This window comes from Rhizobium sp. NLR8a (assembly GCF_019685235.1).
In the GTDB taxonomy this organism is placed as follows: Bacteria; Pseudomonadota; Alphaproteobacteria; order Rhizobiales; family Rhizobiaceae; genus Rhizobium.
In genome coordinates, this window is record NZ_JABDWI010000011.1 from 108,346 (window position 1) to 121,021 (window position 12,676).

At 60.2% G+C, this 12,676-nt stretch carries 19 protein-coding genes; 12 read left to right on the forward strand and 7 right to left on the reverse strand.

The genetic code is table 11. The features are described from left to right. Positions 1 to 85: 85 nt before the first annotated feature. Positions 86 to 1,459, forward strand: coding sequence for a sensor histidine kinase (locus tag HJC04_RS21625; RefSeq protein ID WP_221147055.1), 1,374 nt, complete (start codon positions 86 to 88; stop codon positions 1,457 to 1,459). A gap of 187 nt (positions 1,460 to 1,646) precedes the next feature. Next, entirely contained in the window at positions 1,647 to 2,387 is a 741-nt protein-coding gene (locus HJC04_RS21630; RefSeq protein ID WP_221147056.1) for a Crp/Fnr family transcriptional regulator, read from the forward strand. Here the strand turns inward: HJC04_RS21630 and HJC04_RS21635 are convergent. Genes HJC04_RS21635 through HJC04_RS21645 form a run of 3 tightly spaced genes read right to left on the reverse strand, consistent with a single transcriptional unit; the run spans position 2,371 to position 3,315 of the window. Beyond that, positions 2,371 to 2,697: a DUF6894 family protein gene (locus HJC04_RS21635; RefSeq protein WP_311044470.1), complete on the reverse strand. Its 327-nt coding sequence runs from the start codon at positions 2,695 to 2,697 to the stop codon at positions 2,371 to 2,373. The two genes, HJC04_RS21630 and HJC04_RS21635, sit on opposite strands and share 17 nt — an antisense overlap. 29 nt (positions 2,698 to 2,726) lie before the next feature. Further along, the gene (locus HJC04_RS21640; protein ID WP_221147057.1) at positions 2,727 to 3,023 is read right to left on the reverse strand and encodes a hypothetical protein; all 297 of its coding nucleotides are present in this window, start codon (positions 3,021 to 3,023) and stop codon (positions 2,727 to 2,729) included. Next, a complete protein-coding gene (locus HJC04_RS21645) occupies positions 3,016 to 3,315 on the reverse strand; it encodes a hypothetical protein (RefSeq protein WP_097601689.1) in 300 nt (99 codons plus the stop codon). Before HJC04_RS21645 ends, HJC04_RS21640 begins: the two co-directional genes overlap by 8 nt. A gap of 273 nt (positions 3,316 to 3,588) precedes the next feature. Between HJC04_RS21645 and HJC04_RS21650 the strand changes: the two genes are divergently transcribed. From HJC04_RS21650 to HJC04_RS21665, 4 genes are all read left to right on the forward strand, one after another. Beyond that, the gene (locus HJC04_RS21650) at positions 3,589 to 3,960 is read left to right on the forward strand and encodes a hypothetical protein (RefSeq protein ID WP_210632043.1); all 372 of its coding nucleotides are present in this window, start codon (positions 3,589 to 3,591) and stop codon (positions 3,958 to 3,960) included. 134 nt (positions 3,961 to 4,094) lie between these two features. Next, complete coding sequence (locus HJC04_RS21655) at positions 4,095 to 4,379, forward strand: hypothetical protein (RefSeq protein ID WP_183704944.1); 285 nt, start codon at positions 4,095 to 4,097, stop codon at positions 4,377 to 4,379. A 17-nt stretch (positions 4,380 to 4,396) separates the two neighbouring features. Beyond that, positions 4,397 to 4,576, forward strand: coding sequence for a hypothetical protein (locus tag HJC04_RS21660; RefSeq protein WP_221147058.1), 180 nt, complete (start codon positions 4,397 to 4,399; stop codon positions 4,574 to 4,576). 68 nt (positions 4,577 to 4,644) lie between these two features. Then, a complete protein-coding gene (locus HJC04_RS21665) occupies positions 4,645 to 5,070 on the forward strand; it encodes a DUF983 domain-containing protein (protein ID WP_221147059.1) in 426 nt (141 codons plus the stop codon). A 24-nt stretch (positions 5,071 to 5,094) separates the two neighbouring features. Here the strand turns inward: HJC04_RS21665 and HJC04_RS21670 are convergent, their stop codons facing one another. Continuing rightward, complete coding sequence (locus HJC04_RS21670; RefSeq protein ID WP_221139250.1) at positions 5,095 to 5,814, reverse strand: Crp/Fnr family transcriptional regulator; 720 nt, start codon at positions 5,812 to 5,814, stop codon at positions 5,095 to 5,097. A gap of 113 nt (positions 5,815 to 5,927) precedes the next feature. Then, positions 5,928 to 6,908, reverse strand: a complete 981-nt coding sequence (locus HJC04_RS21675) for an alpha/beta hydrolase (RefSeq protein WP_221147060.1) — start codon at positions 6,906 to 6,908, stop codon at positions 5,928 to 5,930. Between the two features lie 398 nt (positions 6,909 to 7,306). Here HJC04_RS21675 and HJC04_RS21680 point away from each other — a divergent pair, with 398 nt between their 5' ends. The 5 genes from HJC04_RS21680 (at position 7,307) to HJC04_RS21700 (ending at position 9,864) form a co-directional block, all read left to right on the forward strand. Continuing rightward, positions 7,307 to 8,062, forward strand: coding sequence for a Crp/Fnr family transcriptional regulator (locus tag HJC04_RS21680; RefSeq protein ID WP_210632184.1), 756 nt, complete (start codon positions 7,307 to 7,309; stop codon positions 8,060 to 8,062). 223 nt (positions 8,063 to 8,285) lie between these two features. Continuing rightward, complete coding sequence (locus HJC04_RS21685; RefSeq protein ID WP_210632047.1) at positions 8,286 to 8,834, forward strand: sigma-70 family RNA polymerase sigma factor; 549 nt, start codon at positions 8,286 to 8,288, stop codon at positions 8,832 to 8,834. Further along, entirely contained in the window at positions 8,831 to 9,475 is a 645-nt protein-coding gene (locus tag HJC04_RS21690; RefSeq protein WP_210632048.1) for an NrsF family protein, read from the forward strand. Before HJC04_RS21685 ends, HJC04_RS21690 begins: the two co-directional genes overlap by 4 nt. Positions 9,476 to 9,541: 66 nt before the next feature. Continuing rightward, positions 9,542 to 9,694, forward strand: coding sequence for a hypothetical protein (locus HJC04_RS21695; RefSeq protein ID WP_210632049.1), 153 nt, complete (start codon positions 9,542 to 9,544; stop codon positions 9,692 to 9,694). Beyond that, a complete protein-coding gene (locus HJC04_RS21700; RefSeq protein ID WP_221147062.1) occupies positions 9,691 to 9,864 on the forward strand; it encodes a hypothetical protein in 174 nt (57 codons plus the stop codon). Before HJC04_RS21695 ends, HJC04_RS21700 begins: the two co-directional genes overlap by 4 nt. A gap of 42 nt (positions 9,865 to 9,906) precedes the next feature. On the opposite strand, the gene HJC04_RS21705 is transcribed toward HJC04_RS21700, so the two are convergent. Together HJC04_RS21705 and HJC04_RS21710 are read right to left on the reverse strand one after the other, a co-directional pair. Next, complete coding sequence (locus HJC04_RS21705; RefSeq protein WP_221147063.1) at positions 9,907 to 11,229, reverse strand: cytochrome P450; 1,323 nt, start codon at positions 11,227 to 11,229, stop codon at positions 9,907 to 9,909. A gap of 125 nt (positions 11,230 to 11,354) precedes the next feature. Next, positions 11,355 to 11,882 carry a sigma-70 family RNA polymerase sigma factor gene (locus tag HJC04_RS21710; protein ID WP_183704965.1) on the reverse strand — a complete coding sequence of 176 codons (528 nt, stop codon included), beginning with the start codon at positions 11,880 to 11,882 and terminating at the stop codon, positions 11,355 to 11,357. A 286-nt stretch (positions 11,883 to 12,168) separates the two neighbouring features. Here HJC04_RS21710 and HJC04_RS21715 point away from each other — a divergent pair, with 286 nt between their 5' ends. Beyond that, complete coding sequence (locus HJC04_RS21715) at positions 12,169 to 12,672, forward strand: ferritin-like domain-containing protein (RefSeq protein WP_097601680.1); 504 nt, start codon at positions 12,169 to 12,171, stop codon at positions 12,670 to 12,672. Positions 12,673 to 12,676 lie beyond the last annotated feature (4 nt).

A 12,676-nucleotide genomic window follows, 5' to 3' on the forward strand; every position in this document is an offset into this window, starting at 1 on the left:
GTTTTGTACGCAACCGCACGCGCCCGAGAAATTTCCTGTAGCAAGTGCTAATGTAGTCGACGGCAATAGCGGGGCGCGCGCTGGCATGGATCAATATCCCCTCCCGAGCAACGAGACTGAAATCTATCGGCACATCGTTGAGAGCGCCCGGGATTATGCAATTTTTGCAATGGATCGCAATGGCACTGTCATGACGTGGAGCGCGGGTGCCGAAAAAATCTTCGGCTATTCGGGATCCGAAATCATCGGACAGAGCGGTGCCGTGATCTTTACGTTCGAAGATCAGCTTGCCGGGGCAATGCTTAAGGAGATCAGGCTTGCCTTGACCACCGGCCGCGCCGACGACAATCGCTGGCATGTGAGAAAGGACGGCAGTTCGTTCTGGGCTTCGGGACTGATGATGCCGCTTCGCAACGATACCGGTGAGACCTATGGCCTTCTGAAAATCGTCCGCGACCGAACGCAGATGCTGCATGAGGACGAAGCTCGGCGCGCCAGCGAAGAGCGCCTCCAGCTTATTCTCAAAAGCGCGATCGACTATGCGATCTTCGCCTTCGGCCGCGATGGGCGGATCATCAGCTGGAACACCGGCGCCTGCCGCATCTTCGGCTACGAGGAGAGCGAGATCCTCGGTCGCCACGCCCGCATCCTGTTCGTTCCCGAGGACCGCGAAGAGGGCGCGCTGGAGCGCGAGATGGAGGCGGCGGCCGAGCGCGGTCGCGCCGAGAACGAGCGGTTTCACTTGCGTAAGGACGGCTCGACATTCTGGGGCAGCGGCTTGACCATGCCGCTGCGCGCCCAGCGCGCCGGTTTTCTCAAAGTGCTCCGGGACGATACCGAGCGGCATTTCGCCGACGAGCATCAGCAGATCATGCTGCGGGAGATGAGCCATCGCGTCAAGAACAGCCTGGCTCTGGTTGCGGCCATGCTCGCCATGCAGGCCCGTTCGACCAAACAGGAGGAGGTCGGACAGGCGCTTCGGGATGCTGAAGCGCGAGTCGGAACCATTGCCCAGGTGCACGACCAATTGTGGCGCCAGCCTGATATTGAAACGGTGGATCTGGCCGATTTCCTGTCCAGCCTTTGCCAACGCCTGCAGCAATCGACCTCCGGCCACACGGTGTCGGTCGTCGCCGATCCATGCATGATCGATGCCGACCGTGCGATCCAGATCGCCCTCCTCGTCAACGAACTGGTGACCAATGCTTTCAAACACGCTTATGCCGAGGTAGCAGGCGCCGTCACGGTCAGCGCCCGGAGCATTGCCGACGAGATCCGCCTGGAGATCGCCGACGACGGACGAGGACTGCCGCCGGAAGTGCTGTCCGGCGAGAACGGCGGAAAAAGCCTCGGAATGAAGATCGTGCGGGCGTTGGTGCAGCAACTGAGGGCCGAGCTTCACATCGAAAACCGGGAGCCCGGCACGGGGTTCGTGATCAGGCTGCCGAGGGAGGTTTGAGAGCGTTCCGTGTCGGGCAGGAAATTATCCCAGAAGCGGTGCGCCTGGGACTATGGCTCGGCGTTTGTCAGAACCGTACAAAACTTATATGAAGATGGTCATCATTGCGCGCGTGACCCATATAGCTCTCATTACCGCCAAAGAGGCGTCGGTATGAGCACGGGCTGTCTCCCGCCAGGAGAAGCGCATGCGCGTACCGGACCAAAGCGATATTCGGAATCTGCTGTTGAAGGCCCTGCCGGCCGAGGCATTCCAAAAGCTCACCGGCGATGGCAGTCTGATCGAACTTCCGGCCAGAGATGTTCTGGTCGAAGCCGATCAGCCGAACGAGTATGTCTGTTTCATCGAACGAGGTCTTGCCTCAATGGTGGCCGCCAATGGCGATGACGAAGCCGTTGAGGTCGGTCACATCGGACATGACGGCATGTCCGGCCTCCATGTCCTGCTGAGAACGGATACGACACCCAACCGCACCTTCGTTCAGGTCGCCGGCTCCGGCGTGCAGGTGTCGGTGAAAAGCTTCAAGCAGGTGCTGGCGGAATTTCCGGTCGCCAACGAACTGTTCCTCAAATACATGCATTGCTGCGACATTCAGCTGGCCCAGTCAGCGCTTGCGAACGGGCGCTACAACATGCACGAGCGGCTCGCCCGCTGGCTGCTGATGTGCCACGACCGGCTGAATGGCAGCGACCTGCCGCTGACGCATGAACTGCTGGCCATCATGCTCGGGGTGCGCCGCGCAGGCGTCACCAACGAATTGCACGTCATCGAAGGTCTTCGAGCGATCAGGTCGACGCGCGCCAATGTCAGGATCCTCGACAGGGACCGGCTGGAAGAAATCGCAGCCGGCTGCTACGGCGTTCCGGAGCGCGAATATCAACGTTTGATCGGTCTGCCGATCCGGCGCCCCACTAATCGGCACTCCTGATCGTATCGGCAAAAGGCACGATCAGAAGCAGGCTCCCCTGTTCGTCGCAGATGTAAATCTTTCTCGCTGAAATGTCTTTTCCCGAAAGAATTGCCTGACTCATGAGGGCTCTTGCATCCTGAACGGCTTCGCGCCTGGCGTCTTCAATGGTGGCCAGTTCCGAACCATCGGGATCAACGACCGTGCCGGTGTCTGAAACGACATTAAAATAAAATCTTGGCATCAGCCGCCCGATCGTTGCAGAATCAATGCCATAGCCTGTCTTAAGGTTCCGTGGAAAAGAACCAGGGCGCCCTTTAAAACGGCGCAATATCCTCGTTTCAAATGCTGCTGTCGAAATCAGTGGGACGTTTCGGCGCCGCCAGTGGCAAGACGCGTCATCGTCGCGCGAAGATCGAGGAGCTCCATAAGAATGATCTCCCATTCCTCGTCATCCGCTTCAGCAATCGATATGACCGAAGCGTCGATCATGCGAAGCAGACGGTCGAGAGCCGGAGCTCGACCGAAGTTGTCCGGCACTCCATCGCGCAGGTTTCTAAGATCGGCAACGATCTGTCGCAGAGCGATCTGCCGATCGACAAAACCGAGTTCGGAATGACCTGCCGCGACAGGAGCACTTTGCCGGGTTCTATCCATCGTGCCCATCGGCCCGCCCGGCATTCTCGCGCACATGTGCGCAGGCCGGTGCATCCGGGGTGACGAGCAGGTCCTCTGGATCCAGATACACATGCCGCATCAGGCCTGCGAGCCTATGCTTGTCTCGAATGCCGCATTCGAACCAGGATACGAGTTCTCTGGCAATATGTTCGGCTGCCGGGCTGGCGATCCCGCATGATTTTTCCTGGCACCAGTCTTCAAGGACCGCGGTCAGCATTGCCACGTCGTCGGGCTGTAACGGCGGCTTCGTGATTCCCGCGTGCTGCATCATCCGCGTTCCTCCCCTTATATGCGACGATCCTAAACTTAGGGTCATCGATTTCAACAGCTGGTGCGAAAACGTACGGATCGCACGGCCGGCGCCCCGATCCCAACCGCCGGGGAACAAGGCGGCCCGGCAAGGGTTCGGCGGTCAGGGCAAAATGAACGTCGCATGACAGGCTCGAATATGGTAGGCACGATACAGGCGCGGACCCGCCTATGTTTCTAACCGCCATTGAACAGCATGATCACCCTAAAACCTGGATTACAGTAGGCGTCCGCCATGAAGTCGCTCAGTCCGGTCGCCGGCAAGACGATCCTTATCATTGGTGAAGCCGGCTTCCTTTCGGACGGTGCAAGAAAGGCGTTGATCGCGCGCCAGGCGGTGCTCGCCGGCCCCGTTGTCATCTCCAGCGCCATGGAATGCTTGAGCGAGGGCCTCCTGTTCGATGCGGTGATCATCGATGTGACGATTTCCGACGAAGCCATGCTCTGGATAAATGATTGGTTGGAGACACGGCGGATTCCTTTCATCTTTGCCTATGACGAGCGATCCGAAACACCGCCGGGCGGCTTTGTTGTCAGTGGGCGTCCTTCCGACGTGGACGCGATGATCGCCGCTCTGTTCGGAGGGGACTCGTCCTATTATCACTAAAGCGCCTCGCGTCCCTTCGGGCGCGCGATGCGGTGGATGTTCGCTTCCGTACAATGGAGGACGAGGAGTTGTTTCGGCTGCAATAGAGTCCCATTATTCAAAAACGCACGGTGAAAAGCTTAAGGACCAGGGTCATGCTCGATTCTCAGTCCATCCATTTGAAAGCGCTCGATTCAGCCGATCTTCAGCGTCTGCAAATCGTTTTGGATGTGATCTGCCGCGAGGCGGGCAAAGCCGTGCGTTCGCCTGAAATGCAGGAGGTCGCCGCTCTGCTCATTCGCCTTTATCGCCACGGTTTGACTGACGAGGTCAAGCTGCTGTCGGTCGGCCGTCTGGCCTCGGTAAAAAAGGGGCTCTCCCGAACTGCTGCGATCACGGGGGGCGGAGATCGAAACGGCCGCTCGGTCATCTCAATCTGACGAGGAGCAGCTCATGAATGACGGTGAAAAAGCGCGAACCGACGTCGAAGGAACCGAAAAAGGAAACCGCCGATGCGAGGAAAAGCCCGCCCGCCGGTCCTCACGCCAAAGATCATCTCATAGACGAAAGCAAAACGCCCGGCGCCGGCGCGCTGTCCGAGAAGGACGACCAGAGCATCACGCCAGGATCAGGCTGATCCACCGCCGGTCCGCCGAAAACACCGTCGGCTGCGGAACCTGCTCCTTCGGGCGCGGTTTGAGGGGTATGGAAAATGAAGTTCCCACCAATTATCAGGTAACGACGAACCCTGCCCTCACGGGACTTTTGGGACGCTGCCCGCGGTGCCAGCGGGGTCATCTGTTTTCCGGATATCTTACGCTCGCCCGAGGCTGCGAAGTCTGCGGCCTGGATTATTCATTCGCCGATCCGGCGGATGGGCCGGCCTTCTTCGCGATGTCGATCGTCGCCGTTCCGGCGCTCGCCTTTGCCCTCTGGTTCCAATTCACGTTCGAGCCGGCGATCTGGGTGCATCTCATCGTCAGCCTGCCCCTCAGCGTCATCGCCTGCATTCTCATTCTGAGGCCGCTGAAAGGCTGGCTCGTCTGCTCGCAATTCTTTCACAAGGCGGAGGAAGGCAGTATCGACAGAGCCTGGCATGCCTCCGAGAAGGAGCGGAGGGAGCGGTCCTGAGGCGCTCACGCGGCGGCATGCTTTTCAGCGGGCGAGATCCTTGCCGATCAGCCGCCGATATTCTTCTTCGGCAGCGCCGTAAGATCCGTGCGCCTCTTCGATCAATCCCCGCCGGTTGAGGATGACGATCTGCCGTCGGGTGGACCGGATCAGCCCTTTGCCTTCCAGCAGGTGCAGCGCGACCGTAACGCCGGCGCGGCGCACGCCCAGCATCACCGCCAGAAACTCATGCGTCAGCCAGATGGTCGCGCCGTCGGTCCTGTCATGGACCATCAGCAGCCAGCGCGCCAGCCGCTCCTCGAGCTTGGCATGGCCGTTGGCGAGCACCGTCGACGTCGTCTGCGCGAGCAGCGCCTGGACATAGGCGAGAAGGAGGCTGCGTAAGGGACGGCTTTCCTCCATCGCCGCGGAAAGGGTCGATGCCGGCAATTTGAAGCCATGGCCGGAAACTTGCATGAACGTCCGGTTAGCGGATTGATTGCCGCCGAGAATGACAGCCGCACCCGTCATGCCCTCGCGGCCGACGATGCCCACTTCGATGTCGCGCCCGCCTGGAAATCTCGCCACGATCGAGGCGAGCCCTGATTCGAGAATATAGACGTCGCTGACCGGGCTATTCTCCATTTCGAGGATCGTGGGCACCTCAAGGTCGACGGGCTCCAGATGCGGCAGCAGGAGTTGCTGCTCCTGCGGGCCCATGACGCGCAAAAGTTCATTCCGAAAAATCAATTGTTGGTCATCCATGTCCGTCCGCGCATCGGTGTTATTCCGACCCTTGCTGCGGGCGAACCTAACCATCTCGAATCATTGAGCAATACATTGTGCAATAGCGTACAGAATCGAAGGTCTGCGCAGGATCAGCCACTATTCGCGCCAGGGCGATCAAGCCTCTGCGAAATCCAGGCTCTGACAAACCTGTTCGCTCGGGCCGCCAGCCTAGTCGGCAATCGGTTGAAGCCGTGCGGGGCCTCGGGGAAGATGACGCAGTCGGAATTGCCGCTTTGGCTCTGCCATCGCTCATGCATCGAGATGCTGTCGTCGAGGACCGGATCGAGCGCTCCGGCGACCAGCAGGGCGGGGGGCAGGCCAGAGAGATCGGCAAACAACGGACCCTTCGCCTCACGCCCGGAAAGGCTTGGCGTCAGTCGCTGCAGATTGCGCAACGCCGATGGCCCGTCGATCACCAGGCTTCTGCCGGTGGAGCGGCGCAGGCTTTGCGACCCGCCGAGATCGAATGCGCCGCACATGGAAACGAAGCCGGCAACGGCCTCCGCCTTACTGCGCGCTCGAAGATGAAGAAGTGCTTCCGCGGCGAGATGTGCACCCGAGGACTCGCCGCCGAGGATCATCCGCTCGACCGCAAACTCGGCAAGATGGTCGGCCAGCCATTCGATCGACGCTTTGCTGTCCAGAAGAGCGAGGTCCAGCCGGTCGTCGGCGGCATTGTGAAAATCGACGCCGGCCGCTACTATCCGACAGTCTCTTGCGATCGGGCAGGTGATGCCGTCGTCAAAGCGGGCGTTGCCCATCACCCAGGCGCCGCCGTGGAAATGGACATAGAGGCCGCGCGGGGCTCCGTTCGGAAGCATCAACCTCAAGCCGATCCGTCTGCCATCGGCTGTGACAATGCGGGTGACAACGTGCCTGCGGCGCAGCAGCCTGTCTGGAGCCAGCAGTTGCGCGACGCGAATTGAGGTCTGCACGATTTTGGCGTTCCAGCGCCTATCGGTATGATAGCTGGGAAGGAAGCGCAGCAAGGCATTGAGCCTGCGGGCGGCGCCGATCTCGCGGGAAGTGAACGGCGCCGGCCGCAGGCCCGATGCTGTTCGAGGGGTCATGTCCGTCACTTCGCTATCAGGCTTCATCGGCAGCAAAGGCAGGCGTCGCGGCCAGGAAGAGAAGGGAAAGGTTGAGCATCAGCCGCATCATTGTTCTCCGTGTTTATTCGGTTGAAGCAGGCGATTGCGCCCGTACGACCGGACCGAGAGTCGGTTCCCGAAACGAGGACAGATTTGAGCTGCATACGCGCGGGAACCAGGGGAAGTTGAAGCGGATTGACAACAATCCGGAGATCGAGGCCGGCCGGCAAGTCCGGCAACATTCCTTTCGTCGATTCCGCGCAAATCCGGAACCAAGAGCGGGCTGGTGAGTTGTGTGGGAGAGCCGCCTAGCGAGTCAGTATTTCGCACCTGAAACCATCAGACTGCGCCCAACCCACACTTCCGGAGGGCGAGCATTGGCAGCAACGACACCGACCAGGGAAAACCGGTTATTCGCCCTCTTGCCTCAGGAGGAGCTTTCAGCTGTCGTTGCTGATCTGGAACCCTGCGACACCCCTCGCGGCTTTCTCATGGCTAAAGCAGGCGCAACGATCGACTATGCTTATTTCCCGTGCTCGGGCGTAGGTTCGATCATCAATGTTTCGCCGGAGGGAAACCGCGTCGAGGCCGGATTGTTCGGCCGTGACGGGTTTGCACCCACGGCGGCAGCGATAGACGGAGGAATCAGCGTCACCGAGGTCGCCGTCCAGGTGCCGGGTTTTGCCTATCGGCTGCGGCAGGACAAGCTTGTGGATCTGATGAAAACGCAGCCGGTGTTTACCAGCCTGCTGCACAAGAGCACGCACATCCTTGCGACCCAGGCCGGGTTCACAGCGCTTTCTAATGCGATCCACGGGATCGATGAGCGGCTGGCTCGCTGGATCTTGATGTGCCACGACCGCATTGACGGCGACAAGCTCGCGCTCACCCATGAGTTCATCGCTCTGATGCTGGCAGTCAGACGGCCGAGCGTCACCACGGCGCTCCATCTGCTCGAGGGCAACCATTTCATCCGCTCGGTCCGCGGCCTGGTCATTGTCAGAGATCGCGTTGGCTTGGAGGAATTTGCCGCCGACGCCTACGGCAGGGCGGAGGAGGAATATGAGCGGTTGATTGGACCTCTCAGAAAATCGAAGCGACAGACTTTTGTAGGGTCATCGCACGCTGGTTGAAACAGCGCCAGCCAAATCCGGTACACCGTTCTTCTCCACGACCCCGGAAATTCGCCCCGCGACCGCCCAATGGGGATCGGCTCGACCCACTCGCACGATGCTTTCAGCTGCGCGTCTCAATGCGTTACAGCTTCACGTGCATGTGCTATAGAGCTGTATTGCAAAAATCCTTGGTTTTAACTGTAACCGATTGTCTGCTTTTACGAATGAGCTCTTTGACAGCATGACGACCGCCCATTCGGAAGAAGCCCTGAAAGCATTGATGCTTCTGTCCCTCGACGGGGACGAGGCTGCCTATCGGCGTTTGTTGACGGTTTTGCGCGTGCTGCTTGTCGGCTATTACAGCCGCAGGATGGCTGCGGCAACGAGGGCGGACATGGAAGATCTGGTCCAGGAGACGTTGCTGGCACTGCATTCCCGGCGATCCACCTATGACCGGACGAGACCTTTTACTGCCTGGTTTTTCTCGATCGCCCGCTACAAGCTGATCGACCATCATCGCGGCCGCGGCGGACGCAGGCTGGCGGAGACCGAGCTTGATGACGAGATCGAAAGCGACTTCAGCGAGGATAGGCTGACTGCCCGCATGGATGTCGAGCGGTTGCTCGACGGCTTGCCGCCGAGACAGCAGGAACTGATCCGCCAGGTGAAGCTCGAGGGCGGCTCGGTCGCCGACGCCGCAAACCGCACCGGCCAGTCCGAATCGGCGGTGAAAGTCAGCATCCATCGGGCGCTCAAGGCGCTCGGAGAGAGATTGCGAGGCACATCGTGACAAAGACGGACGATATCATCGAACGATTGGCAAGCGACCTGGAGCCGGTGCCGCGCAACGCGCTAGGGCGCCGCTTTGCGCTCGGCATAGCGCCCGCCCTCGCATTTTCCCTGCTGCTGATGCTGATCATTCTCGGCCCCCGGGTCGATATGCCCGACGTATTGAGGCTGCCGGTCTTCTGGATCAAGTCGGCCTATAACGCGCTGATTGCGGCGGCCGCCTTTGCAGCCGTTTTTCGGCTTTCCCGCCCCGACGGTTCGGAAGGTCGCTTTTTCGGTCTGCTTGCCGTGATTTTCGCTGCCATGACGGCCGTCGCGGCCACCCAGCTCCTGATGGCACCGAGCGAGAACTATCGATTGCTGATCGTCGGGTCCTCGGCGCTGCATTGCCCGCTGCTCATCGCAGGCTTTGCGATCCCGGTCTATGCCGGCACGGTCTGGGCACTGCGCCGCGCGGCGCCTGTCGATCTGCGGCTGACCGGCTTCGTCGCCGGCATTGCCGCGGGAGCAGCCGGAGCCTGGGTCTATTCCTGGTTCTGCACCGAAAACGGCATGCCTTTCGTGTTGATCTGGTATACGCTCGGCATCCTGCTCATCGGCGCTGTCGGCGCCGTCACCGGACCCCGCCTGCTCCGCTGGTGACCCCTCTCGATTTCTTGATCTGGAACATTCCGGGTTTCCCTTGGTTCGAGGACCGAAGGAGAGAAGATGAGCCAGGAATCGGACCGTCGCGCTTTCATGATCTATTTGGGAGCCATTCTCTTGGTCGGGCTCGTGATCGTGTTCGGCGCTACGCTCTCGTGGAACTCGATCAGCATAAGCGGTCAGCCCACGCAATCTTCAACGGAAGCCAATCCTTGACGAAGTGGCCGAAAGACAACCCGATCCGCTTGGACCGGCCGAGCGACGAAGGGCAGCGGGATGCGCTGAAAAGCCTGTGGCTGGTCATTGCCGTGATCGCGACCTTGGTCGCTATCGCCTTTCTGCTCTACGTCTTGATCCTCGTTTACGGGGTCATGCAAAGGCTGTGAACCGGCGCGAACTGAAATGTGCCGAGGACATTGAGGCAGCATCTATTTCTCCCTGCGCCGCGCAATCAGCTTCAGCCGGATGCCATAGTGATTGAGAGTGCCGGGAAGATTGGCGACGTCTAAAGAGGGATGCAGCAGCACAATCTCGGCGGCCGACAAGAATGTGCCCACGGCAAGGCTTGCAATCGTCGGCACGAGATTATGTGCCGGGCATATGACAGGACCGGCGCTGAAAGGCACGAGCCCTGCGGCCGGCAACGCATCGTTCTGTCCCCAGATGCTCGGTTCCATCCGATTGGCATAGAGGAGCGCGGGGTCTCGATGGAAAAAGGGGACGAAGATGATGACGCCAGTGCCGCGAGCGATGACCTTGTCGCCTGACTTGAGATCCCTGGTCAGTTGCCTGAGGATGGCGGGGGTCGTCGGCCAGAGGCGCAAGGCTTCCAGCAGACAACTGCGCGTGAAGGGGCGATCGAGATCGCCGCTCATGGCCTCTTCCACGGCTTTGCCCCAGTAGCTCACATGGCAGGCCAGCAAGGCGAGCGTCCTCAAAACGCCAATTCCGGCTGCATCAAAGGCGAACAGCCATTGGGCCACCTGGTTTTCCGGAGCAAGCTCATCGCCTCTGGGAAACCGATTGACAAGACTGTACTTCTCCGGCTCTCGAAGATAGCGGCCGACCTGATCGTGAAACCGAGCAAGCTTGCGCTGATCGACTGGGGCGGCAAATGCCCAGTTCGCCCGGCCTCGAAGTTCGTTCAAGGTCTCGGTCAATGTGACGTCGTTGCGCGCTCGTTCGCCGAGGACAATTCGCCGGACGATCCGGAACCAGGCCTGCGAAAAGGCCGGCCAATCGAGCTCACGGGGTAAGTTCAGGACCTGCAGGAATTCTTCGTCGACGATATTTTTGAAATGCATCGCATATGGATGCAGCCGGTCTGCCGCTGCCAAAGCGTGCTCATGGGCAGGCCGAAGCTCGGCGCGCCGAGAGTCCGATGAGATGAGGACGTTTTTCGGCTCGAAGTGAACAAGGGCGGCATGCTTTTCCGCCGTCGCCGCGGCAAACGGTTCGGGCGAGGATTGAAGCACCGTGGCGACATCGGCCGGATCGAGGATCAGCAGCTGTGGTCGCAATGGGATGGGCAGCAGAAGAGGAGCCGGCCCGTATTTGTTTCTCAGCCGCTGCATCTGTTCCACGGTGGTTCTGTCGAAGCCTTGCCGCTCCGCCAGACGCTCCATTGCCGGGCGGCGAATGATGATGCCCTTGGCAACCGTTGGGGCCACGACCGCCGTCAATACGCGGAGCGTATCGAGCCATCCGGCGCGATTAACTCTGGGAAAGATGGCGTGGCTTCGCGCGTTCATGACTCTTCAGCCTGGCCCGGCGGTTGGCCCATATCGATTCGATCTGCCGATCCTATCGATTAGGTTTGGAACCAGGACCATGACCGTTTGTTCCGCTCAAGGCGAAGCGGACCGGCGCAAGCCGCTCAATCGACGAGATGGTTTCCGAGCATCGCAATCAGGCACTCGCGGGCGCGGCTCACCCGGCTTTTCAACGTGCCGATCCGGCACCCGCACATTTTGGCGGCGTCTTCATAGCTCGTTCCGGCAGCCACCAATGTCAGAGCCCGGCGCCTGTCGTCGGAAAGACGCGTCAACGCCCGCTGCAATTCATGTTCCCGCAGTACCCACTCCTGGGTCGGGGCGATCGCCACCTGTTCCATCGCCGCGTCCATTCCGGCCGGCTCGCGCTTCTTCCGGCGATAATTGGTGCAAAAGGTGTTTCGCAGAATGGTGAAAAGCCAGGATTTGAGCGAGGTGCCGGGCTGGTAGAGGTGAAGCGAGTTCAGCGCCTTCAGCAGGGTTTCCTGAACAAGGTCGTCGATGTCATCATCGCTGCGCAGGAACCTTCGGGCAAAGGCGCGCAATGCTGGTGTCAGCTCGACGATCTCCCGCTCGATCGCGGATTTTTCTTTGCAATGCGATGCGGGGCGTACTGAAGACGAGGAAGCCATTTTTCTCTCCTGGGATGAGAAGGAAAGTCGCTGGCTCCCTATTCGTTGCCGTACGATACCGGACAAAAGTCCCGGCTTGGCCGGCGACTGCTCGCCGGCTCGAGGACGGGAACAACGGCCTCCCGCAATCGTTCGGTGATCGCCGTCCCGGTACTCTCGATCGGGCGGTCTCTTCCTTGGCCGGACAGAGATGACGCCCCCGCCCAAGGGGGCGTCATATTTCCGATCGGAACATCCGACCGATGCGAGAGTTGATTGTCGTCACGACACGCCACAGGAGGATTAAATGGCAACCGAGAAGACTCTGAACGATCTGTTTCTCGATACTCTCAAGGACATCTATTACGCCGAAAAGCAGATCCTGAAGGCCCTGCCGAAGATGGCCCGCGCCGCGCAATCGGAAGAGGGCAAGGCCGGTTTTCTGCAGCATCGCGACGAGACCCAGGCGCAGGTCGAGCGCCTCGAACAGGTTTTCGAGATGGTCGGCAAACCGGCACGCGGCAAGACCTGCGAGGCCATTCAGGGCATCATCGCCGAAGCCGAGGAGATCATGGACGAATTTAAGGGCACGGTCGCCCTCGATGCTGGTCTGATTTCGTCCGCACAGGCCGTCGAGCATTATGAAATCGCCCGCTACGGCACGCTGATCGCCTGGGCAAAGCAGCTCGGCCTCAAGGATGCAGTGCCACTGCTGCAGGCTACGCTTGCCGAAGAAGAGGCGACTGACAAGAAGCTCACGCAGCTCGCCGAGTCCTCGGCCAACGTCAAGGGCAAAGGCAAGGCAGCCTGAGCCG